Origin of the sequence: Sulfuricaulis sp. (assembly GCF_041499725.1) — a bacterium.
Classification (GTDB): Bacteria; Pseudomonadota; Gammaproteobacteria; order Acidiferrobacterales; family Sulfurifustaceae; genus Sulfuricaulis.
Genome location: NZ_JBGQKW010000045.1, coordinates 1 through 21,379, shown reverse-complemented (window position 1 = coordinate 21,379; position 21,379 = coordinate 1). Strand labels below are relative to the sequence as shown.

Below are 21,379 nucleotides of genomic sequence, written 5' to 3'. Positions count from 1 at the left end.
GCAGCGTCAGCCGCGTGCCCATCACGCGCGCGCGGTACTGCTCCACGAAATGAAACAGGTTGAGCAGGATCAGCGCGATCAGCAGCACCACGCCGAGGATGTTGACGAGCAGCAGCACCGAATACATCCGCCCGAACAGCGTCGAGTTCTGGGCGGCGGCATTCATCATGATGAATGCCGCAATCAGCAGCACCGACAGCACCGCCAGCGGCGTCACGCCGGTGACGTAGCGGATGACGTAGCGGTTCAGCGCACTACTTTCCATGAGGTCCATCCGCTGTTGAGATGCCAGGCGAACGAGGTGTAGGCCACCGGCCGCAGCGGCGTGGGCAGGGCCTCGATGTCGAGGCTCACGCGGATGTCGGCGGAATAAGCGCCTACGGACGGCGCTTCCGGAAGCGCGAGCTTGAGGTCGCTCAGGGAGCCGAGCTGCTTCAGCGCCTCCTGCTGGGTGAGCAGGCTTTCCCGCGTTTCCGCTTCGCCTTCACCCGCGCTGACCAGGTACTGGCCCGAGAGCGCGTGATACTGGATGCGGCGGCGCAGCGTCCAGGAAGCGATTTTTTTGTCCCACAGGTAACGGCGCTGGTGATACAGGCGGACGTCGATGACCACCTCAAGCGGAATGCCCTTGGCCAGTGCTTCTTCCACCTTGGGGCTCAAGCCCAGATCGAGGTTGCCGCCGAATGTCAGCGACTGCTCGGTGAATTTCGGCTGTATGTCCGCGACCTTGAAGTCCGCCGCGGCCTCGCCGAGCCATGCCAGCGCGAGCGCCGCCAGCGCGAATCGCCGCCAGTCAACTTTTATGGATACACGCATAATAGAAACCGTCCATGCTCGCTTCTCCCGGCAGAATCTGTCTCCCCACCGCCCGCGCCCGGCCGGCGCTCATCGGCAGCATGACCTCCCGCGCCTCGGGATGACGCACGAGAAACGCTGACAGCTGGTTTTCGTTCTCCACCGCCAGGATCGAGCAGGTCACGTACAGAAGCTTACCTCCGGGCTTGAGCAAGGGCCACAGTCCCTCGAGGAGACGCGCCTGCGTCGTGACGAGTTTGGGCAGGTCCTCAGGGCGTCGCCGCAGCTTGATGTCGGGATGACGGCGGATCACCCCGGTCGCCGAGCATGGAACATCCGCGAGTATCCGATCGAACGGACGCCCGTCCCACCAAGCCGCCGGGTTCGCCGCATCGCCGGTGATGAGCTTCGCGCTGAGGCCCAGACGTGCGAGATTATCTTCAATCAAGGCCACGCGCGCCGGTTCCTTGTCGAGCGCCATCAGTTCGGCGAGCTCCGACGTGTGTTCGAGCAGGTGGCCGGTTTTGCCGCCCGGTGCGGCGCAGGCGTCGAGCACGCGCTCGCCGGGTTGGGCGTCGAGTAGCACCGCCGCGAATTGCGCGGCCGCATCCTGCACCGAGACATCGCCATGGGTGAATCCGGGCAACTCGCTCACGGCCACGGGTCTGTCCAATAACACTGCGGTATCGGTCAACGGCATTGCCTTGGCGGCGATGCCGGCTTGCACGAAGCGCGCGAGATATTGATCGCGTGTCTGACGGCGCTGATTGACCCGCAGTACCAGCGGCGGGCGCTCGTTATTGGCGATGAGAATTTTTTCCCAGTCCTCGGGCCAGTCGCGGCGGATTTCCTCGATGAGCCAGAACGGATGGCTGAAGCTGGCCGAGGGACTGGCGGCGACGGCCGCCTGAGCGCGCGCTTCCTCGCGCAAGTAGGAACGCAGGCAGGCGTTGAGAAAATTTTTCGCCCAGATTTTTTTCAGTTCCGCGGCCGCTTCTACCGTCTCGGTCACGGCCGCATGTCGCGCCACGCGCATATGCCGTAGTTGATACAGCCCGACCAGAAGCAGCAGGTGGATATCCCGATCTTTTTCCTTGAGGGGCTTATCGAGGAAGACTGCCGCCACGGCCTCCAGCTGATGGAACCAGCGCAGCACGCCATAGGCTATCTCCTGGATGAGCGCCGCGTCGTTTTTTTGGTTATCCGGCAGTGTCACCAGGGATTGCGCCAGCGCGGTGTCGAGGTAGCGTGAATGCACGGCCACCTCCTCCAAAACTTTTGCCGCCACGGCGCGCGGATTGCTCCGTGCCGCACCGGCGTGCCTAGCTGGCCGGGGTGTTGTGCGCTTCATCGCCCATCCGGTCGCCGGCCGCGAGCGGATGGCCGTTCAGAAAGTCGCCCGCCGTAAGAATTTTTCCGCCCTCGGCCTGCAATCGCGTGATAGTGAGCACACCCTCGCCGGTCAGTACGCACACGCCGCCGGCCTCGGCCTGCACGACCGTGCCCGGCACGCCCGGTGTATTTTTTTTCACCAGCGGTCCGGCCTCCCACAGGCGCAAGGTTTTGCCGCGCCAGGTTGTGCTCGCCACCGGCCAGGGAACCAGCGCGCGGATCTTGCGATTCAGCACGGCCGCAGGCTGTGTCCAGTCGAGAGCGCTTTCCTCCTTGCGCAGTTTTTTGGCATAACACGCGCGCGAAGTGTTTTGGGGTTGCGGTCTTATATCGCCGCGCGCGCGACGTTCCAGCGTGCTGATTAGCGTGTCGGCGCCGAGTTGCGCCAGGCGGTCGTGCAGGGTCTGCGCCGTGTCGTTGTCGTGTATAGGCAGGCGTGCTTCCGCTAGCACCGGCCCGGTGTCGAGCCCGGCTTCCATCTGCATGATGCTCACGCCGGTGTCAGCGTCTCCAGCCTCGATCGCGCGCGGGATCGGCGCGGCACCGCGCCAGCGCGGCAGCAGCGAGGCGTGAACATTGATGCAACCGTAACGGGGAATGGCAAGAATGGATTCCGGAAGCAACAAACCATAGGCGATGACGATTATCGCATCGGGGGCGTCGACGCGAAGCCGGCCTTCCTCGCCGGTGAGTTTTTCCGGCTGGCGGATTTCAATGCCGTGCTTCTGCGCGCACTGTTTGACCGCGCTCGCCATCAGCTTGCGTCCGCGTCCGGCGGGACGGTCCGGTTGGGTATACACGGCACGAATGACATGGCCGGCGCGAAGCAGTGCCTCGAGCGCGGGAACGGCGAAGGCGGGTGTGCCAGCGAAAATCAGATTCATGGACTGAAAATAGACAGGATCAACAGAATTACTCAGGGTTCACAGTATATTCGTGCTGATCGCGCGTTACATCGCGATCCGCTCGCCGCCGTGCACGTCACATAGCGGGTAGGCATGTGGGTGTTTTAAAGTTTGAACCGCAGCTTTCCTACGGCAGTCTCCGCCCTCGGCGGTCGTCCTTCCCCCTGCTCACGTTCGCGCTTTTCCAGTTTCTTGCGGATGCGCGTTTGTTTCAGGCGCGAGAGATAATCGACGAAAACCTTGCCGTCGAGGTGATCGATTTCGTGCTGGATGCAGGTGGCGAGCAGGCCTTCGGTCTTGAGTTCAATCGGATTGCCATCGCTGTCGAGTGCCCGCACGTGGATGTAGTTGGCGCGCGTGACCGGTTCGTAGATGCCGGGTACGGACAGGCAGCCCTCTTCGCGCTCCTGTTCGCCGTCACGGGACAGAATCTCCGGATTGATGAATACCTGCAATTGGTTGCGTGTTTCGGAAATGTCGATGACGATGACGCGCCAGGCTTCGTTGACCTGAATGGCGGCAAGGCCGATCCCCGGTGCCTGGTACATGGTCTCGGCCATGTCATCCACCAGCCGACGGATATCGTCAGTTACCTCCGGTACCGGGTTGGCCTTGCGGCGCAGGCGCGGGTCGGGGTAGTGCAGAATGGTGCGTACGGTCATGGAACTAAAGTGACAAAAGCCGGTTTACTTCCTGCTGCCAAGTCAGTTTATTATCGGTCTGGATGCTACTGAATAACAAGATAATTTGGCCATAAAACCACCTTGGCTTTGCGCCCCGGCATGGACTACACTCAAAACGTTATCAGACTACACGGAATGTGGACGAATGTCGCCTAAGCACCTATCGGGACCCGGTTTTTTCCTTCTTATTATTGCGTCGTTTCTGACCACCGCGAGTCTGGCGCGTGCGGATGAGGTTCAGCTCAAACCTGACCATCCCGAGCGTTATACGGTGGTCAAGGGCGATACCTTGTGGGACATCTCGACGCGATTTCTGAAAAGCCCGTGGCATTGGCCGAAAATCTGGAAGATCAACGACCAGATCAAAAATCCGCATCTGATTTATCCCGGCGATGTGATCGTGTTTCGCATGGTCGATGGCAAACCGGAACTGAGCGTGTTGCGCAAGGAAACGGTTACCGCGCCGGGATTGCCCTCGTTGCCTGAAAGCGCCAAGGCGCGGGAGCCGGCAGCCGCCACCACACCCGCCGATGAGCGCACTGTCAAATTGGGGCCGCAGGTGCACAGCGAGGCGCTTGATGCGGCCATTCCCACGATTCCGCCCAATGCCATTCTGCCATTTCTCACGCGCCCGCTGGTGGTTGGTGAAGATGAGCTTGAGCAGGCGGGTTACATCACTACTGGACTCGATGATCGTATTGCGCTCGGCAACGGCAGCCAGTTCTATGCCCGCCGCCTGAAGGACGAGGGCCCGGAGTATTACCAGATCGTGCGTCTTGGCAATCCCATCCGCCATCCCGAAACCGGGGAGCTGCTGGCGTACGAGGCCGTGTATCTAGGCAATGCGCGTCGGCTCGAAACCGGCGACCCGAGCAAGCTCGTGGTCACCGAGGTCAAGCAGGAAATTATTCCGACCGACCGACTGGTGGAAGCGCCCAAGAAGATATCCCTGCCTTACTATTACCCGCACGCACCCAAGACTCAGGTAGAGGGGAGAATCGTTTCGGCCCTGAATGCCGTGGCCGAGATCGGCCCCTTAACGGTGGTCGGCATTACGCTGGGCACCCGCGAGGGCATCGAGGAAGGCAATGTGCTGCGCGTTATGCGTCATGCCGGTAAGCACAAGGATCCGGTCACACGCGAGCGCTACAAACTGCCGGATGAAGAATCGGCGCTGGTGATGGTCTTCCGCACCTACGAGAAAATGAGCTACGCGCTCGTCATGACCGCCACCCAGCCGGTGCACATGTTGGACGCGGTTATCACGCCCTGACGTAATTATTGTCTGATGGAGTAGACTGCGCGCCATGGCCGGCGCGTCGACGCAGATTTTCGCCCTCGATACCTTTGTGCCGTGGCTCGCGCTGCGGCGCCTGCCCGGCGTCGGCACCCGCACCCAGTTCGATCTGCTCGAACACTTCGGGTCGATCGAAGCTATTTTTTCCGCCAGCCGCGGCCAACTCGAAAAAGCGCTCGTCGGAAAGAATGAAGCGATCGACGCCCTTCTTGCCGGTCCCGATGAGAAAATACTCAAATCCGAACTCGAATGGCTGAGTGAACCCGGCCATCACCTGCTGACCTGGTCAGACCTCGATTACCCTGTGCTGCTGCGCGAAATCCCCGACCCGCCACTGGTGCTTTATATCGCAGGGGAGCGGCAGTTGCTGTCAGCCCAGCAACTGGCGATCGTGGGCAGCCGCAATCCCACGCCCATGGGCCGCGAGAATGCGCGCGCGTTCGCCAAAAGCCTGGCCGGGGCGGGGCTGGCGATCACCAGCGGCATGGCGCTGGGCGTGGACGGCGCCGCGCATCGCGGCGCACTTGAGGCCGGCGGGAAAACTATCGCGGTGGCCGGCACCGGGCTCGATCGGGTGTACCCGGCGCGGCATCGCGACTTGGCGCACGAGATCGTCAAACACGGCGCGCTCGTGTCCGAATTCCCGCTGGGCACGCCGCCGTTGCCTGAAAATTTCCCGGTGCGTAACCGCCTTATCAGCGGTCTTTCCCTGGGCACGCTCGTGGTCGAGGCGGCACTGCAGAGTGGCTCGCTCATCACCGCACGCATGGCGAATGAACAGGGACGCGAAGTATTCGCTATTCCCGGTTCGATCCACGCCCCGCAAGCGCGTGGCTGTCATGCACTCATCCGCCAGGGCGCCAAGCTCGTGGAAACCGCGCAGGATATTCTCGAGGAGCTGGGTCCGTTGGCCGGCGTGGCACTTCAGGTCGCGCATGAAAACACACCGCCGCCGCGGTTGAATTCAACGATGGTAACGTTGCTGGAACATATCGGTCATGATCCGGTCAGTATCGATACTCTGATCGAGCGCAGCGGATTGACGGCGGATGCCGTTTCCTCCATGCTCTTGCAAATGGAGCTGAACGGACTAGTGTCGAATTGTCCGGGTGGCAAGGTTCAAAGGATTTCCCGATAACGCGAGTAAAAGAGAGAGCGCAGCCCGCTGATGAAAGAAAATGTTTTCGATGTGCTGATGTATTTGTTCGAAAACTACATGGATGAAGGCACCGAGTTCCAACCCGATCAGGAAGCGCTTACCCACGAACTGACCCAGGCCGGTTTCCGTCGCGGCGAAATCCGCAAGGCGTTTTCCTGGCTGGATGGTCTGTCCATGCTGCGCGAGATCAGTCACGGTCAACCGCGCGCGGGAAGGCCCGCATCGATACGCCACTACACGCCGAAGGAGCAGGAAAAGCTCGACGAGGAATGCCGCGGCTATCTTCAGTTCATGGAAACCAGCGGTGTGATTGATCCGGCCACCCGCGAGGTGGTGATCGACCGGCTGATGGCGCTGGAAGTCGATGAGATCGCGCTGGATCAGCTCAAGTGGGTGATGCTGCTGGTGCTGTTCAACCAGCCGGGACAGGAATACGCTTATCACATGCTCGAGGACATGGTATTTGATGAAATGCAGGGCCATCTGCATTGATTTTCATCATTATTCAATCGTCGTCGCGACCGTTGCCTGACAGCAACTTTAGTTTCCAGGCTTGACAAGCCCCGCCTGTTATCGACAACAATTCGCCCCTGACGCAACTCCGGTGCGCGAAAATGCGCCGGGATGCAATTAATGCGACGCTAATCCCGCGCCATTTTTTTCCGGAAAACAGCGCGGGTAGCAATTAATTTTACTGAAGTAAATTTGAGTTAACTGAATGCCAAAACATCTGATTGTGGTGGAATCGCCGGCCAAGGCTAAAACCATGTCCAAGTATCTGGGCAAGGATTTTACCTGCCTGGCCTCTTACGGCCATGTGCGTGACCTGCTCCCGAAACAGGGCGCGGTGGACACGGAAAATGACTTCGGCATGAAGTACGTACTGCTCGAGAAAAACAAAAAGCACGTGGACGCCATCGTCAAGGCCATGAAAAAAGCCGACTCGCTGTATCTGGCGACCGACCCGGATCGCGAGGGCGAAGCCATCTCCTGGCACCTGCATGAAATTCTGAAAGCGGAAGACGTTTTGGACGACAAGCCGGTACATCGCGTGGAGTTTCACGAAATCACCAAGAGCGCGATCCAGCACGCGATCGAGCAGCCGCGCAAGTTGTCCGAGAACCTCATCAACGCGCAGCAGGCGCGTCGTGCGCTCGACTACCTGGTGGGCTTCAACCTCTCGCCGCTGCTGTGGAAAAAGGTGCGCCGCGGCCTGTCGGCCGGGCGCGTGCAAAGTCCGGCGCTGCGGCTGATCGTCGAGCGCGAGCTGGAGATCGAAGCCTTTAAGGCGCGCGAGTACTGGACCATCGAATCCGACCTGGCCACCAAGGGCAAAGACTTCGTCGCCCGGCTCACCCATTTCAACGGCGAAAAGCTCGAGCAGTTTTCCATCGACAATGGCGCGCGCGCCGCGGAAATTGACACGGCTCTGCAGGCCAAGGCGCAGGGCCGTCTGGAAGTGCTTTCAGTCGAGAAGAAGCAGCGTCGCCGCAACCCGGCACCGCCCTTCACTACTTCCACCCTGCAGCAGGAGGCCTCGCGCAAGCTGGGCTTCACGGCACAACGCACCATGCGCACGGCGCAACAGCTTTACGAAGGCATGGACCTCGGTCACGGGGAGGTCGTCGGTCTCATCAGCTACATGCGTACCGATGCGGTGAATCTGGCGAACGAAGCCGTTGCCGAAATCCGCGACGCCATCAAGGACCGTTTCGGCGCCGACAACCTGCCGGACGAACCGATCGCGTACAAGAACAAGTCGAAGAACGCGCAGGAAGCGCATGAGGCCATCCGTCCAACCTCGGCCGCGCGCGCGCCGGACTCGATCAAGGATCATTTGAAACCCGATCAGCTGAGGCTGTACGAACTTATCTGGAAGCGCACGCTGGCCTGCCAGATGGTGCCGGCCGTGCTCGACACCGTCACGGTGGATCTCGCCGCGGGCGAAGGCAACGTGTTCCGCGCCAACGGCTCGACCGTGGTGAAACCCGGTTTCATGGCGGTGTATCAGGAAGACATCGACGACAAGCCGGCGGACGCGCCCGAAGGTGCTGCCGAAGACGAGAAGCTTCTGCCGCCGATGGAAAAGGGCGAGTCCATCGAGCTCAAGGTCATGCGCAAGGAGCAGCATTTCACCGAACCGCCGCCGCGCTTCTCCGAGGCGAGCCTGGTGAAGGCGCTTGAATCCTACGGCATCGGCCGGCCTTCAACTTATGCCAGCATCATCTCGACCCTCGAAAGCCGCGAGTACGTGACGCTGGACAACCGCCGCTTCAAACCCACCGACGTCGGGCGCGTGGTCAACAAATTCTTGTCGGAGCATTTTTTCCACTACGTGGATTACGATTTCACCGCGCGCATGGAAGACGATCTCGATGCCATCTCGCGCGGCGAGAAGGAGTGGCAGCCGGTGCTGCGGGAATTCTGGACCGATTTCAAGAATCAGGTGAAGGAGAAGGAGTCCGCGGATCGACCCGGTGTCGAGATGATGGAAGAGGAATGCCCCAAGTGCGGCAAGAAACTCGCCAAGCGGCTCGGGCGCAACGGTTACTTCATCGGCTGCACCGGTTACCCCGACTGTAATTACACGCGCAACGTGGACGACGCCGTGGGCGCCTCGAACGAACCTGAGATCGTGCCCGACCGCAAGTGTCCCAAGTGCGAATCCAACCTCGTCATCAAGCGCGGCCGTTACGGCCGGTTCATCGGCTGCAGCAACTATCCCAACTGCAAACACATGGAGCCGCTGGAGAAACCCGCCGACACCGGCGTCGAGTGCCCGGAATGCAAACAGGCGACGATGCTCAAACGCAAGTCGCGCTACGGAAAAGTTTTTTATTCCTGCGCGCGTTATCCCGACTGCAAGTACGCCGTGTGGAATCCGCCGATCAAGGAGCCTTGCCCCAAGTGCGGTTGGCCGTTTCTTTCCGTCAAGACCACCAAGCGCCGCGGCGTGGAAAAGGTCTGCCCGCAGAAGGAATGCGGTTACGCCGAGCCGTACGAGGGGGAGGTGCCGTTTGCCGAGCCCCCCAAGGTCGCCGCCGGAGCCTGATGGTGAATTTGGTTTTCATGGATTAAGCCGATTCGCTGGATGATGGCGAGACGCACCGACGTGAGGAAGCGGAGTTTACACGGCAGTAAATGAGCATTCCGAGCGACGGTGCAACGAAGCCAGCGCCGGCGCAGCGGCTTAATCAGGCGGTGATGAACATTTTTATCGCCGCAATCACGAGTACCACGCCGAGCAGTTGACGCAGCCGCACCGGCGCCAGCCGTCGCACGGCCAGTTCCGATCCCACGAGCGCGCCCCCCAGCGCGGCGAGCATCATCCAGAGCAGGCCGCGTGGCAGGGTTGTCCCCGCTGAAAACAGTCCGGCCAGTCCCGCGACGGAGTTGATCAGGATGAACGCCGCCGAAACCGCAGCGGTCGTGCGCATGTTGGTCCAGCGCAGGAACAATAGTAGCGGGCTCAGGAAAATCCCGCCGCCGACACCGGTCAGTCCCGAGACAAAACCGAGAACCGCGCCCACCGGCAGAGCCAGTCGCAAGCGCGGTGCGGCGCGTGTCGGCGGCTCGTGACTGGTCAGGAGCAGGCGCCACGCGGCCACCAGCAGCGTGGCGCCCACGAGGTATTGATACGTGCGGTTGTGCAGCTGCCAGGCGCCGCCGATAAACGCTGTGGGCACTGACCCCAAGGCAAACGGCCAGAATAGGCCGGCGTCGAAAAAACCGGCGCGCCACAGGCGCGCGAATACCAGTCCCGCGACCACGATGTTCATGACCAGCGCCGAGGGTTTCATGAGCGCGGCGGAAACGCCGAAAAGCGCCATCGCCGCCAGATAGCCGGAAGCACCGCCGTGGCCAACCGAGGAGTACAGTGCGGCGGCGGCGGCGATAGCGGCGAGCAGCCACAGGAACAAAGTCGGATCGAGCGATTCCAAGTATCAGTTCTGTGGCAGGATCGAGTGGGACGTGCTAGAAATCATGCGATGTTTGCGATGTTTTTGACAAGATATCTTATCCTGATTTTCCGCGCGAAAAAAACCGTGGGCACGATGTTTTTCGCCGCGTTGGGCTGTCTGTTGACATCCTGTCTCAGCACGCCGCCACGGCCGGGCATCGGCGCACCGGTGCCGTGGTCGGCGCTGCCTGGCTGGCAGGAAGACCGGCTCGCGCAGACATGGCCGGCGCTGCTCAACAGTTGCCGGAAAATGCCGGCGCGCGACGCACGTTGGCAGACGCTCTGCACCGATGCCGCATTGTTTCCCGATCCTGACGACGAGACCGCGCGCGCGTTTTTCGAAACGCGATTCATCGCGCATGAAGTGGCCGCTGGCAACGGTAATACCGACGGTTTGATCACCGGCTACTACGAACCCCTGGTGCACGGCAGTCTGGTGAAAAACGGGCGCTTCCGTTTTCCGTTGTTCGGCCGGCCGGATGATCTCGTGACCGTGGAGTTGGGCGAACTCTACCCCGAGCTCAAGGGCAAGCGCCTGCGCGGCCGGCTCACCGGTCAGCGTGTCGTGCCTTACTACAGCCGCGCCGAGATCGACAAAGGAAAACGTCCCTCGCAAGATAGCGTGATCGCCTGGGTAGACGACCCGGTGGCGCTGTTTTTTCTCGAGATTCAGGGCTCGGGCCGCGTGCAGTTGCCGGATGGCCGGATATTGCCCGTGAGCTATGCCGAGCAGAACGGTCATCCTTATGTTGCCATCGGGCGCACGCTCGTCGAATCCGGCGCGCTGAAGCTCGAGGAGGCGACCATGCCGGCCATCCGCGCTTGGCTCGCCGCCCATCCCGATCAGGCGCAGACAGTGCTGAACAGCAATCCCAGCTATGTCTTCTTCTCGCTGCGTGAACCCGACTCGTCAGGGCCGGTGGGGGCGCTCAATGTGCCGCTGTTGCCGGAGCGGTCGATCGCGGTGGATCCGTCGTTCATTCCACTGGGCAGTCCCGTATGGCTCGATACCGCGCTTCCGGGCAGCGAGCCCCGGCCTTACCGGCGACTCGAGTTCGCGCAGGACACCGGCGGCGCGATCCGGGGTCCGGTGCGCGCCGATCTGTTTCTCGGCTTCGGTCAGGACGCCGAACAGCTCGCCGGTGCGATGCGCCAGCGCGGCAAGCTCTATGTGCTGTTGCCATCGGCACGTTCGCTGGATTAGAACCTATCTCAAAAAAATTAACCGCCAAGACGCCAAAGGTGAGGCGGAGTTCCCACGAATGTTAAGTGATCATTCGCGCCGTTGAACGGGTGCAACGATTTCTGTTGCACCCTGGGCCGCAACATAGAAAACTTGGCGTCTTGGCGGTTCAAGATTATTTCTGTTTTTAATTTGCTTGGAGTAGTTTAGGAAGGCGCCCAGTTATTGCGCGCGCGCCACAACGTCACAACCGCCGGCGCGCGTGACCGGATAAAGCGTCAATTCGCCTTCGACCATCGCCGCCTCCGCCATCAACTGCCCCACCGCCAGGACATTGTCCCGGCGCGGCGGCGTGTGAAGATCATCCGGCGCGGATTTGAGCCACAGGCCGTGCACGAGCCCGGCGCCGGCATCCTGACGAGAGGGCGGCGCGATCAGCATTGACGACAACCAGGCATGGTCGTCCCTCTTCATGGAAGCATTCGCCGCAGCGACACCGACGACATAGGCCCATGCCTCCGGCGCCGATTGCATGGGGCGGGTGTAGTAATACGGCGCGTTTTTGGACACGGGCCGCCCGTCGATCGCCGGGTGGGCGATGGCGATGAGCCGGAGCGGTACGAAGCGCACATAACCGGCAAAAATCACGCCCACGGGATTTTTTTTGGCCAGTGCTTCCCGGAGTTGCGCGAGCGAGGTGGGCGACGAAACGCGCCATCGTTGTTCGCTCTCGATCCCGGGCGGGACGAAGACGAAACCGTTCGACTGAAAGTAACGGTTACTGATGGTAGCGTAATATTTCGGCGAACGGTTGTTGGTGTTGCGTATCCATACGCTCCCGTCCACCGCCACCGCGTCTCCCAGACCTTCCCAGCCGCCGACCGCGGCGGAACCCAGACCGAACTGCATATTCTGCGCATCGAAATATATTTCTTTCAGGGCGACTGGTACCTGCGCCTGCGCGCGCGCGGACATGTCGCCGATCACGCAAGGGTTTACCGGACGCCACCACGGCGGTCCGAAAATCACGGCGGCGAATATGCCGAGGCCGATCAGAATGCCGAGTTTTTTCACCACCATCGACACTCAGGGGGCGGCCGCCGGGTTTGACCGGTCGCCGCACATCTGCAGGAACTCCTCGCCGATCAGCGCGCGCCGCCATCCGCGCGAGAGCGCGCCGGACAGATCGCCGGCGATAAACTTCAGCAGTTCGCGGCGCGGGGCCAGCAAGGTCGCGCTGATCTTCATCTGTTCAGCGATCGCGCGTACCTGCGCCTGCAGCCGTTCGTACAAGTCCTGTTGCTGGCGATCGAGACGCTGTGGTTCTACCCATAGACGTTCGGGCGTGGATGCCTGGCCGCGGCGGATGGCATCCAGAATGTCATCACCCCATTTACGCGATGGGCCCCCGCCCATGCCGGCGATGCGGCCGAGCGCCTCCACGGTCTGCGGAGCGGTCAGGGCGGTTTCCACCAACGCGGCATCGGATGCCACCCAGCCGCGCGGCAGGTTGTGCTGTTGCGCGGTGATTTCTCGCCACGCGACGAGTTCGCGCAAAACCGTTTGTCCCGCAGGCGGCAGGTGATGTCCCTGCTTTAGACGCCGAAACGCTTCGCGCGGGTCATTGCGGTAAAGCCCGGGGTCGGTGAGCGCAGCGCATTCTTCCCGAAGCCAGTCGGTCCGACCGAGCCCCTCGAGTTTTTGCGCGAGGAATTGATGCACGTCGCGCAGGTAGCGCACATCGTCCTCGGCATAGTGCAGCTGATCCGGCGGCAGCGGGCGCGCTTCCCAGTCGGCGCGCGTGTGCAGCTTGGGAAGCTTATGACCGGTGATGGATTCCACCAGTGCGCCATAGCCGATCTGGTCATCGTAACCACAGAGCGAGGCGGCGATCTGGGTGTCGAAGACAGACAGAGGTGGCGTACCGCGGATATCGGCGAACACTTCCAGGTCCTGGCGCGCGGAGTGGATGGCCTTGAGCACGCGCGGTGCATAGATCACCTCAAGCAGGGGCTCGATTGTCGGCAACGCCAAGGTGTCGATGCAGGCGATGATATCCGGTGTGGCTACCTGCACGAGGCACAGGCGCGCGTAGTACGTCCGCGTGCGCATGAATTCCGTATCCAGCGCCAGCCACGGCGAGTCGCGCAGCTGTTCGCACAGACGCGCGAGTGCGGTCGGGTCCTCAATCAACGTTTCCGGAGTAAAAGAAGCCCTGCCCGCTTCACTCATTCGTTCTGTCATAAACCCTCACCCTCATTAGGTTTCCGCCAGGGTGCGCGAGAATCTTGCGCCCCCGTTCGACGGCACGAATGCACATTAAGTGCATTCGTGACAGCCCCGTCTCATCTCCCGCCTTCGCGGGAGAGGGAGGCGAGCCGGATGCGCTTCGCGCATGCTCATTTAAGACTGGAAGCCCTACTCGCCGCGCTCGTTCGTCCAGTCATGATCATGAAGTGTATGCATTTCCCGGGAGACTCCCAACTGGGGCAAGAGGCGGCTTTTGGTTTATGATTGGGCCATGAGCCGGCGAGGGTATCAGGCGTGCAGCAGAAAATCAGCGTGGACCGCCGGCGCCTTGTTCCTGTTCGGCCTCGCCGGCTGTGAACCGTTCTGGAACGCGCCGGAAGGCCGCGCGCTGGATTTCGCCGAGGCTCTGGTGACCACGCCGGCGGACATGCAAAAATTGCGTGACATAGCCAATCTAGCCCCCGAGCGTAATCCTGAAGACCTGCTCGATGGCTTGTCCGTCCGGGTGGCGCTGGATTTTCTGCGCGCCAAGCAGGCCCAGGGCGTGGAATTGAAGTTCGCTCTGGGCGAGGCGAGGCATATCGATGCCTTGCGACGCGCGGTCTCGGTCCGTGTCAGCTACCTGCAACCGGGGACGCCTGCGAACAGCGAAGTTCGCATGCAGGTTCAGATCGAGAAAGACGATCAGGGCCGCTGGCGCATCACGCGTGTAACGGGCGATAACTGAAAGTCGGTATTTCGAATCCATGCCGCTGAAAATATTCTTGGGTCTCTGTCTGCTGCGCGCCAATCCGCAGGACCTGCCGACGTCCAATCGCTTGATGCTGGCAACGCTCATCGCCTATGGACTGGCCGACGTCATCGGTGTGCTCGATATGCTGTCGCTCGACAGCGCCGCACTGGCCGCCACCGTAGACACGCTGCTGTTGATCGTGGCGACACATTTGGCGCTACGCTGGCGTAACGCGGAAAACCGGTTTCCTCAGACACTCTCGGCCCTGGCCGGCTGTGGCGCCCTGCTCTCGTTGCTGGCCTGGGCGACCGCCGGCCTGACCCGGGAGTGGTTACCGCCGCCGTGGGTATGGGTGCCCTTTCTTCTGTGGTATACCTTGGTCTTCGGTCACGTGTTGCGAAATGCTCTCTCTCTGGCTTTGCCGGCGGGCGTGGCCGTGAGTCTTCTGTATATAATCCTGTCCATGGGCGTGACCGGCCTGTTCGTCATTGATCCGGCACGATGAAATTGTTACGGAGGCACAGAAACATCTTTGAAAACCGCACGGTCTTCCTTCAGGAGATTCGTGCCGGATCGATAAAAATGATCGTATGATAGTCGGATTATTCAGGCGGCAAGACAACTTTGGTCCAAGGCCATGGTGGAAACGACCGAACGTACATGTTCAAGTTGTTTCATGCCGTCTCAATAATCCTGCTCCGGTGACAAATTAATGCGCATTCATATTCTGGGTATCGGTGGAACCTTCATGGGCGGTATAGCATTGCTCGCGCGTGACCTGGGCCACGAGGTATCCGGCTCGGACGCCAAGGTCTATCCGCCCATGAGCACGCAGCTCGAGGCCCAGGGCATCCGGTTGATGGAAGGCTATGAGCCGGCGCAACTCGACAGTGCCAGACCCGACCTCGTGATCGTCGGCAACGCGTTGTCGCGCGGCAACGCGTTGGTGGAGGCGGTGCTCGATCGCGGCTTGCGTTATACCTCCGGCGCGCAGTGGATCGCCGAGAAAGTCTTGCCGGGACGGTGGGTGCTCGCCGTCGCCGGCACGCATGGCAAAACCACCACCGCGGGCATGCTCGCCTGGATTCTGGAATATGCCAAGATGCAGCCCGGTTTTCTGATCGGCGGCGTGCCGGAGAACTTTGGCGTCTCGGCGCGTCTCGGCGCTGAGCCCTTCTTCGTCATCGAGGCGGATGAATACGACACGGCGTTTTTCGACAAGCGTTCGAAATTTGTCCATTACCGTCCACGCACCGCGATTCTGAACAACCTTGAATTTGATCATGCCGATATTTTTCCCGACCTGGCCGCGATCGCGCGCCAGTTCCACTACTTTGTGCGCACCGTGCCCGGTTCGGGCCTGTTGGTGGTGAACGCGCAGGACAAAAACCTGTCAGAGCTGCTGGCGATGGGTTGCTGGACCGGCGTGGAGCATTTCGGCGCGGAGGACGGCTGGCAGGCCGTCCCACGCAACCCCGAGGTCAGCCGGTTCCAAGTGTTGTTTAAAAAACAGGATCAGGGCGAGGTCGCGTGGGAGCTGCTCGGGAGCCATAACGCGGCCAACGCGCTCGCGGCCATCGCCGCCGCGCGCCACGCCGGGGTACCGGTCAACACAGCGCTGGCGGCGCTGGCGAAATTCCGCAACGTCAAGCGCCGGCTGGAAGTGCGTGGCGCGGTGCGCGGCATTACCGTGTACGACGATTTCGCGCATCACCCGACGGCGATTGCCGCGACGCTTCAGGCGCTGCGCGCGCGGGTGGGCAACCAGCGCATTCTGGCGGTATTGGAATTGCGCTCTAACACTATGCGCATGGGCGTGCACCGCGATACGCTGGCCGCCGCGCTCGTGCAGGCCGACAAGGTGCTGATGCTCAAGCCCGCCGACCTCAACTGGAACCTGGACCGGGTGACGGGCGCGCTGAAAGGACGCGGGCAGGCTTATTCGACGGTGGAAGAGATCATCGTGACACTGGCCAAGGAAACGCAAGCGGATGATCACGTGTTGATCATGAGCAATGGCGGCTTCGACAATATCCACGCGCGGCTGCTCGAGCGTTTGCAGGCCCGGGTCGTGTAACCGCCGCGGATTTCTTACGCTTAATATCGATCTTACGGAGAAATGAAATGCGACGACTGATGGGTGGATGCCTGGCGATGCTGATGCTGTTTCCGGTCCTGGCCCGGGCCGAATTCACGGAAGGCCGGCAGTACATGCAAGTGCCGTTTCCGACGCCGGTCGAGACCGGAAACAAGGTCGAGGTGCGTGAGATTTTCTGGTACGGCTGTTCGCACTGCTATGTGCTGGAACCGGGACTGATGCGCTGGCTCAAGAAGCTGCCCGCGAACGCTCAGTTCGTGCGCACGCCCGCCACCGCCGCGCCGCACTGGGCGATCCACGCCCAGGCCTATTACACCTTCGAAGCGCTGGGCGCGATGGAAAAACTGCATGGTGCCTTCTTCAAAGCGGCGCAGGAACAGCCGGACGCACTCAATGATGAAAAAGGTATCGCCGATTTTGTCGCGCGTTACGGCATCGACCGCAAGAAATTCACCGAAGCCTTCAATTCCTTCGGCGTGCGCCTGAAGCTCGAGAAGGCCAAGCAGGTCAACCAGGACCTCAACATCAACTCCGTGCCCACGCTGGTGGTGGATGGAAAATATCTCACCAGCGCCGCCATGGCCGGCGGCGAAGAGGCCATGTTCAAGTTGCTGGATCAGCTGATCAGCAAAGCCGCCAAGGAGCGCAAAACGAAGGCCGCCAAACCCTGATTTCAGGGGCGGTACCTAAATGCTGCCTGCCCCAAAATCCGCCCCATATACTTCAGGGGATTCAGCTTTTCACTGCGCGCCATGGCGGACGGCCGAGGCGGACAGACCTGCTAATATAGATTTGAACTTGCGGCACATCCGGTTGCCCCGCCATTCCGCGCTGCCATGGATACAAAGCGAACGAGCCCTACCCCCGAGGATCACAGCCTGAACGCCCTGTGGCGTTCTTCGCCGCTCGCGGCGGGCAATGCCGCGTACCTCGAGGATCTCTACGAACAATATCTGCGCGACCCCGCCTCCGTGGCTCCCGCCTGGCGCCGTTACTTCGAAACCCTGCCGCGCGTGGGCGGCGTAACACAGGACATTCCGCACTCCGGGATTCGCGATGAATTCCGTCGTCTCGCGCACCAGACGCGTCCCGCGGCTGCGCCGCGCCCGCCGCCGGCCGCGGAGCCGATCGAGTCGGCGCACAAGCAGGTCAAGGTACTGCAGCTGATCAATGCTTATCGCTTTCGCGCGCATCAGATCGCCCGGCTCGATCCGCTCGGGCTCCGGGAGGCACCCAACATCCCTGAACTCGATCTGCGTCACTACGGCCTCAGCGAGGCCGATCTCGACACCGTGTTTGAAACCGGATCTCTGGTCGGGCCGCGTCAGGCCAGCCTGCGCGAAATTCTTGCCCAGTTGCGCGCCACCTATGCCGGCACCATCGGCGCCGAATACATGCACATCACCGACACTTCTGAAAAGCGCTGGGTGCAGAGCAGCTTCGAGAGCGTGCACGGGGTGCCGAACTATCCACCCGAGGTGCGCCGCAACCTGCTCGGACGACTGTCGGCGGCCGAGGGACTGGAGCACTATCTGCACACCAAGTACGTGGGGCAGAAACGTTTTTCACTGGAGGGAGCCGAAAGCCTGATTCCCATGCTGGATGAACTGATCCAGCGCGCCGGCGGGCTGGGCACGAAAGAAATCATCATCGGCATGGCGCATCGCGGACGACTGAACGTGCTGGTCAATATCCTGGGCAAAAGTCCGGCAGACCTGTTCCGCGAGTTCGAAGGCAAGGCACAGCACAGCGGCACCGGCGACGTGAAATACCACCAGGGCTTCTCATCGGACGTCGGCACCGCGGGCGGCCCGGTGCACGTGGCACTCGCTTTCAATCCATCGCATCTCGAAATCGTCGGGCCGGTGGTGCAGGGCTCGGTGCGCGCGCGCCAGGAACGACGTCGCGACCGGCTCGGAAACCGGGTGTTGCCCGTCGTGATCCACGGGGACGCCGCGTTCGCCGGTCAGGGCGTGGTGATGGAGACCTTCAACATGTCGCAGTCGCGCGGCTACTCGACCAAGGGCACGGTGCACATCGTGCTCAACAACCAGATCGGGTTCACCACCAGTCACCAGCAGGACGCGCGCTCGACGCTCTACTGCAGCGACATCGCCAAGGTCGTCGGCGCGCCGATCTTTCACGTGAACGGCGACGACCCCGAGGCGGTGTTGTTCGTCACTCAGATCGCCTTCGACTATCGCATGACGTTCCATAAGGACGTGGTGATCGATCTTTACTGTTATCGTCGCCACGGTCATTCCGAGGCCGACGAACCGACCGTGACGCAGCCGCTCATGTACCAGCGCATCCGCGCGCTGCCGACCACGCTTGCGCTCTACGCGCAGCGGTTGGCACAGGCACGGATCGCCACCGCTGACGAGGCCGCGGAAATGGGACGGGAATATCAGCAGCAATTGGAGTCCGGCGTCTGCGCCGCGCCACGTATCCTGCCCAGGGAAAAGGCGGGATACGCCTATGGTACGGACTGGAGTCCCTATATGGCCGGCCGCTGTGAGCCTGGCACCGACACGCGTGTGACCCTCGACACGGTCCGGGGCCTCACCGAGCAGATGTTGCACGTTCCGGAGGGGCTCGAATTGCATCCTCAGGTCGTCAAGATCTACGATGCGCGGCGCAAGATGGCTGCCGGCGCGCTGCCGGTGGACTGGGGCTTCGCCGAAAACCTCGCCTACGCGACGCTGCTCAAAGACGGTTATGGCGTGCGGGTCTCCGGACAGGACTCGGGGCGCGGCACGTTCTTTCACCGCCATGCAGTGGTGGTCAACCAGAAGGACGGCACGGGCTATGTGCCGCTGCGCAATCTTTACGAAGGTCAACCGCGCTTCATCGTCATCAACTCGCCGCTGTCGGAGGAAGCCGTGCTCGCGTTCGAGTACGGCTACGCCACGGCCGATCCCAAAACGCTCACCATCTGGGAGGCCCAGTTCGGCGATTTCGCCAACAACGCGCAGGTAGTGATCGACCAGTTCATCAGCTCAGGTGAACAGAAATGGAACCGCTTATGCGGCCTCACGCTGTTTCTTCCGCATGGCTACGAAGGCCAGGGCCCGGAACATTCCTCGGGGCGACTCGAGCGCTATCTCCAGCTCTGCGCCCAGCAGAACATGTTCGTGTGCGTGCCGACGACGCCGGCGCAGCTTTTTCATCTGTTGCGCCGCCAGATGCTGTGGTCGTGCCGCAAGCCGCTGGTGGTCATGACGCCGAAGAGCCTGCTGCGTCACCGGCTTTCGGTGAGCAGTCTCGAGGATTTGACGCTCGGCCGCTTCCGGCCGGTGCTGTTCGAGACCGAGGCGCTCGAGGATGCCGCCGTGAAGGAGGTCGTCCTGTGCAGCGGAAAGGTCTATTTTGATCTTGTCGAGCGGCGACAGACGCTGGGGCGACGCGACGTCGCGATTCTGCGACTTGAACAGCTCTATCCGTTTCCGGAAGAGGAATTGAAGCAGGCACTTCTGCGTTATCCCGCCGCGCATCGTTTCATCTGGTGCCAGGAAGAGACGCGCAACAAGGGCGCTTGGTACCAGACCCAGCATCGTCTGTGGCGCACGATCCCGAAGGGTGCGACGCTCGAATATGCTGGCCGGCCGACGTCCGCGGCGCCGGCCGTGGGCAGCTATCCGCTGCACATCGGCCAGCTGCACGAGCTGCTCGATCAGGCGATGGGAGCGGTGGCCAGTATTGCGACACAGGGAAAACGATGAGCACTGACATCACGGTTCCGGTTTTTCCAGAATCGGTGACCGAAGGAACGATCCTCAGCTGGCACAAACAACCGGGTGAGCTGGTCGCGCGCGGTGAGCTGCTCGCCGAGGTCGAGACCGACAAGGTGGTTTTCGAAGTCCCGGCCCCCGTGGACGGCATACTGGCCGAGATCACCACACCGGCTGGCTCCACCGTGAAATCCGGTGAGGTGGTTGGGCGTTTGGATAAATCCGCCAAGATAACGCCGAAAACGTCCCCGGTCGCAACCGAAACCGTCCCGAAGGCGGTGGTTGTCATGCCCGCGGCGAAACGATTAATGGAAGAACACGCGCTGGATGCACGCAAGGTGTCGGGTAGTGGCAAGGGCGGACGCGTGCTCAAGGAAGACGTGCAGAAACAACTCGACATAAACGAATCCGTTCCCGCGCCGGTTGCTCACAAGCCGAAACCGTCTCCCGCGGCGCCAGTGAGGACGCTCGCGGCAGCGCCGGCTGAGGCCGGCGAGCGCCCCGAGAAACGCGTGCCCATGACGCGGCTGCGCGCACGCATCGCCGAACGACTGGTCGAGGCGCAGCGCACCGCGGCGATCCTCACGACGTTCAACGAGGTGAACATGCAGCCGGTGATGGAGTTGCGCACGCGCCATCGCGAGCGCTTCGAGCAGGAACACGGCGTGCGTCTCGGCTTCATGTCGTTTTTCGTCAAGGCCGCGATCGAGGCGCTCAGGCATTTTCCCGAGGTCAACGCCTCGATCGACGACCACGACATCGTGTACCACGGCTTCTACGACATCGGCATCGCGGTCGGCACGCCGCGCGGGCTGGTGGTGCCGGTGCTGCGCGACGCCGACCAGCTCACCATGGCCGAGATCGAATCGCGCATACGGGACTTCGGCGAACGCGCGCAGAACGGACGGCTTACGCTCGAGGAGATCACCGGTGGTACCTTCACGATCACCAACGGCGGTGTGTTCGGCTCGCTGCTGTCCACGCCGATCCTGAATCCGCCGCAGGCCGCGATCCTCGGCATGCACAAGATCCAGGAACGACCGGTCGCGGAAAAGGGCCAAGTCGTGATCCGGCCGATCATGTACCTCGCGCTGTCCTACGATCACCGCCTGATCGACGGGCGCGAGGCGGTGCAGTTCCTAGTGATGATCAAGGAACTGCTGGAAGACCCGGCGCGGCTTTTGCTCGAGGT

The 21,379-nt window shown here is 61.7% G+C and carries 18 protein-coding genes and 1 pseudogene; 11 read left to right on the top strand and 8 right to left on the bottom strand.

Features of this window, described 5'->3' with window-relative positions; translation table 11 throughout:
• The 5 genes and pseudogenes from ACC569_RS08930 to def all read right to left on the bottom strand — a co-directional run.
• Positions 1 to 265: pseudogene (locus ACC569_RS08930) on the bottom strand (hypothetical protein); the annotation flags it as partial.
• Positions 247 to 816, bottom strand: a complete 570-nt coding sequence (locus ACC569_RS08925; RefSeq protein WP_372523166.1) for a DUF4390 domain-containing protein — start codon at positions 814 to 816, stop codon at positions 247 to 249. The pseudogene ACC569_RS08930 and the gene ACC569_RS08925, both read right to left, overlap by 19 nt.
• Positions 794 to 2,146, bottom strand: a complete 1,353-nt coding sequence (gene rsmB, locus ACC569_RS08920; protein WP_372523165.1) for a 16S rRNA (cytosine(967)-C(5))-methyltransferase RsmB — start codon at positions 2,144 to 2,146, stop codon at positions 794 to 796. The genes ACC569_RS08925 and rsmB overlap by 23 nt, the downstream gene beginning before the upstream one ends.
• Positions 2,118 to 3,071 carry a methionyl-tRNA formyltransferase gene (gene fmt, locus ACC569_RS08915; RefSeq protein WP_372523163.1) on the bottom strand — a complete coding sequence of 318 codons (954 nt, stop codon included), beginning with the start codon at positions 3,069 to 3,071 and terminating at the stop codon, positions 2,118 to 2,120. Before fmt ends, rsmB begins: the two co-directional genes overlap by 29 nt.
• A gap of 125 nt (positions 3,072 to 3,196) precedes the next feature.
• The gene (gene def, locus ACC569_RS08910; protein ID WP_372523162.1) at positions 3,197 to 3,754 is read right to left on the bottom strand and encodes a peptide deformylase; all 558 of its coding nucleotides are present in this window, start codon (positions 3,752 to 3,754) and stop codon (positions 3,197 to 3,199) included.
• Between the two features lie 166 nt (positions 3,755 to 3,920).
• Between def and ACC569_RS08905 the strand changes: the two genes are divergently transcribed.
• The 4 genes from ACC569_RS08905 to topA all read left to right on the top strand — a co-directional run bounded on the left by ACC569_RS08905 (position 3,921) and on the right by topA (position 9,283).
• Positions 3,921 to 5,048, top strand: a complete 1,128-nt coding sequence (locus ACC569_RS08905; RefSeq protein WP_372523161.1) for a LysM peptidoglycan-binding domain-containing protein — start codon at positions 3,921 to 3,923, stop codon at positions 5,046 to 5,048.
• A gap of 34 nt (positions 5,049 to 5,082) precedes the next feature.
• Positions 5,083 to 6,210: a DNA-processing protein DprA gene (dprA, locus tag ACC569_RS08900; protein WP_372523160.1), complete on the top strand. Its 1,128-nt coding sequence runs from the start codon at positions 5,083 to 5,085 to the stop codon at positions 6,208 to 6,210.
• Positions 6,211 to 6,240: 30 nt separating this feature from the next.
• Positions 6,241 to 6,723 carry a DUF494 family protein gene (locus tag ACC569_RS08895; RefSeq protein WP_372523159.1) on the top strand — a complete coding sequence of 161 codons (483 nt, stop codon included), beginning with the start codon at positions 6,241 to 6,243 and terminating at the stop codon, positions 6,721 to 6,723.
• 226 nt (positions 6,724 to 6,949) lie between these two features.
• Positions 6,950 to 9,283, top strand: coding sequence for a type I DNA topoisomerase (topA, locus tag ACC569_RS08890; protein ID WP_372523158.1), 2,334 nt, complete (start codon positions 6,950 to 6,952; stop codon positions 9,281 to 9,283).
• 142 nt (positions 9,284 to 9,425) lie between these two features.
• Here the strand turns inward: topA and ACC569_RS08885 are convergent, their stop codons facing one another.
• Positions 9,426 to 10,172, bottom strand: coding sequence for a sulfite exporter TauE/SafE family protein (locus tag ACC569_RS08885; protein WP_372523157.1), 747 nt, complete (start codon positions 10,170 to 10,172; stop codon positions 9,426 to 9,428).
• Positions 10,173 to 10,235: 63 nt separating this feature from the next.
• Between ACC569_RS08885 and ACC569_RS08880 the strand changes: the two genes are divergently transcribed.
• Positions 10,236 to 11,396, top strand: a complete 1,161-nt coding sequence (locus ACC569_RS08880; RefSeq protein ID WP_372523156.1) for a murein transglycosylase A — start codon at positions 10,236 to 10,238, stop codon at positions 11,394 to 11,396.
• A gap of 201 nt (positions 11,397 to 11,597) precedes the next feature.
• Here ACC569_RS08880 and ACC569_RS08875 read toward each other — a convergent pair whose 3' ends face one another.
• The gene (locus tag ACC569_RS08875; protein WP_372523155.1) at positions 11,598 to 12,455 is read right to left on the bottom strand and encodes a hypothetical protein; all 858 of its coding nucleotides are present in this window, start codon (positions 12,453 to 12,455) and stop codon (positions 11,598 to 11,600) included.
• A 6-nt stretch (positions 12,456 to 12,461) separates the two neighbouring features.
• A complete protein-coding gene (gene rnd / locus ACC569_RS08870; protein WP_372523154.1) occupies positions 12,462 to 13,619 on the bottom strand; it encodes a ribonuclease D in 1,158 nt (385 codons plus the stop codon).
• A gap of 277 nt (positions 13,620 to 13,896) precedes the next feature.
• Here rnd and ACC569_RS08865 point away from each other — a divergent pair, with 277 nt between their 5' ends.
• From ACC569_RS08865 to odhB, 6 genes are all read left to right on the top strand, one after another.
• Positions 13,897 to 14,352, top strand: a complete 456-nt coding sequence (locus ACC569_RS08865; RefSeq protein WP_372523153.1) for a hypothetical protein — start codon at positions 13,897 to 13,899, stop codon at positions 14,350 to 14,352.
• Positions 14,353 to 14,371: 19 nt separating this feature from the next.
• Complete coding sequence (locus ACC569_RS08860; RefSeq protein WP_372523152.1) at positions 14,372 to 14,863, top strand: hypothetical protein; 492 nt, start codon at positions 14,372 to 14,374, stop codon at positions 14,861 to 14,863.
• Between the two features lie 207 nt (positions 14,864 to 15,070).
• Positions 15,071 to 16,435: a UDP-N-acetylmuramate:L-alanyl-gamma-D-glutamyl-meso-diaminopimelate ligase gene (mpl, locus tag ACC569_RS08855; RefSeq protein ID WP_372523151.1), complete on the top strand. Its 1,365-nt coding sequence runs from the start codon at positions 15,071 to 15,073 to the stop codon at positions 16,433 to 16,435.
• Positions 16,436 to 16,482: 47 nt separating this feature from the next.
• Complete coding sequence (locus ACC569_RS08850) at positions 16,483 to 17,127, top strand: thiol:disulfide interchange protein DsbA/DsbL (protein WP_372523150.1); 645 nt, start codon at positions 16,483 to 16,485, stop codon at positions 17,125 to 17,127.
• Positions 17,128 to 17,292: 165 nt separating this feature from the next.
• The gene (locus tag ACC569_RS08845; RefSeq protein WP_372523149.1) at positions 17,293 to 20,178 is read left to right on the top strand and encodes a 2-oxoglutarate dehydrogenase E1 component; all 2,886 of its coding nucleotides are present in this window, start codon (positions 17,293 to 17,295) and stop codon (positions 20,176 to 20,178) included.
• On the top strand, positions 20,175 to 21,379 hold a 1,205-nt coding region (gene odhB / locus ACC569_RS08840), incomplete at its 3' end, for a 2-oxoglutarate dehydrogenase complex dihydrolipoyllysine-residue succinyltransferase (protein WP_372523148.1). The genes ACC569_RS08845 and odhB, both read left to right, overlap by 4 nt.

Coding starts and splice junctions, on each gene's coding strand:
- ACC569_RS08895 (WP_372523159.1), top strand. CDS start 6,241: ATGAAAGAAAATGTTTTCGATGTGCTGATGTATTTGTTCGAAAACTAC.
- ACC569_RS08905 (WP_372523161.1), top strand. CDS start 3,921: ATGTCGCCTAAGCACCTATCGGGACCCGGTTTTTTCCTTCTTATTATT.
- dprA (WP_372523160.1), top strand. CDS start 5,083: ATGGCCGGCGCGTCGACGCAGATTTTCGCCCTCGATACCTTTGTGCCG.
- ACC569_RS08865 (WP_372523153.1), top strand. CDS start 13,897: ATGAGCCGGCGAGGGTATCAGGCGTGCAGCAGAAAATCAGCGTGGACC.
- ACC569_RS08925 (WP_372523166.1), bottom strand. CDS start 816: ATGCGTGTATCCATAAAAGTTGACTGGCGGCGATTCGCGCTGGCGGCG.
- ACC569_RS08875 (WP_372523155.1), bottom strand. CDS start 12,455: ATGGTGGTGAAAAAACTCGGCATTCTGATCGGCCTCGGCATATTCGCC.
- mpl (WP_372523151.1), top strand. CDS start 15,071: ATGCGCATTCATATTCTGGGTATCGGTGGAACCTTCATGGGCGGTATA.
- rsmB (WP_372523165.1), bottom strand. CDS start 2,146: ATGAAGCGCACAACACCCCGGCCAGCTAGGCACGCCGGTGCGGCACGG.
- ACC569_RS08860 (WP_372523152.1), top strand. CDS start 14,372: ATGCCGCTGAAAATATTCTTGGGTCTCTGTCTGCTGCGCGCCAATCCG.
- ACC569_RS08850 (WP_372523150.1), top strand. CDS start 16,483: ATGCGACGACTGATGGGTGGATGCCTGGCGATGCTGATGCTGTTTCCG.
- ACC569_RS08845 (WP_372523149.1), top strand. CDS start 17,293: ATGGATACAAAGCGAACGAGCCCTACCCCCGAGGATCACAGCCTGAAC.
- topA (WP_372523158.1), top strand. CDS start 6,950: ATGCCAAAACATCTGATTGTGGTGGAATCGCCGGCCAAGGCTAAAACC.
- def (WP_372523162.1), bottom strand. CDS start 3,754: ATGACCGTACGCACCATTCTGCACTACCCCGACCCGCGCCTGCGCCGC.
- fmt (WP_372523163.1), bottom strand. CDS start 3,071: ATGAATCTGATTTTCGCTGGCACACCCGCCTTCGCCGTTCCCGCGCTC.
- rnd (WP_372523154.1), bottom strand. CDS start 13,619: ATGACAGAACGAATGAGTGAAGCGGGCAGGGCTTCTTTTACTCCGGAA.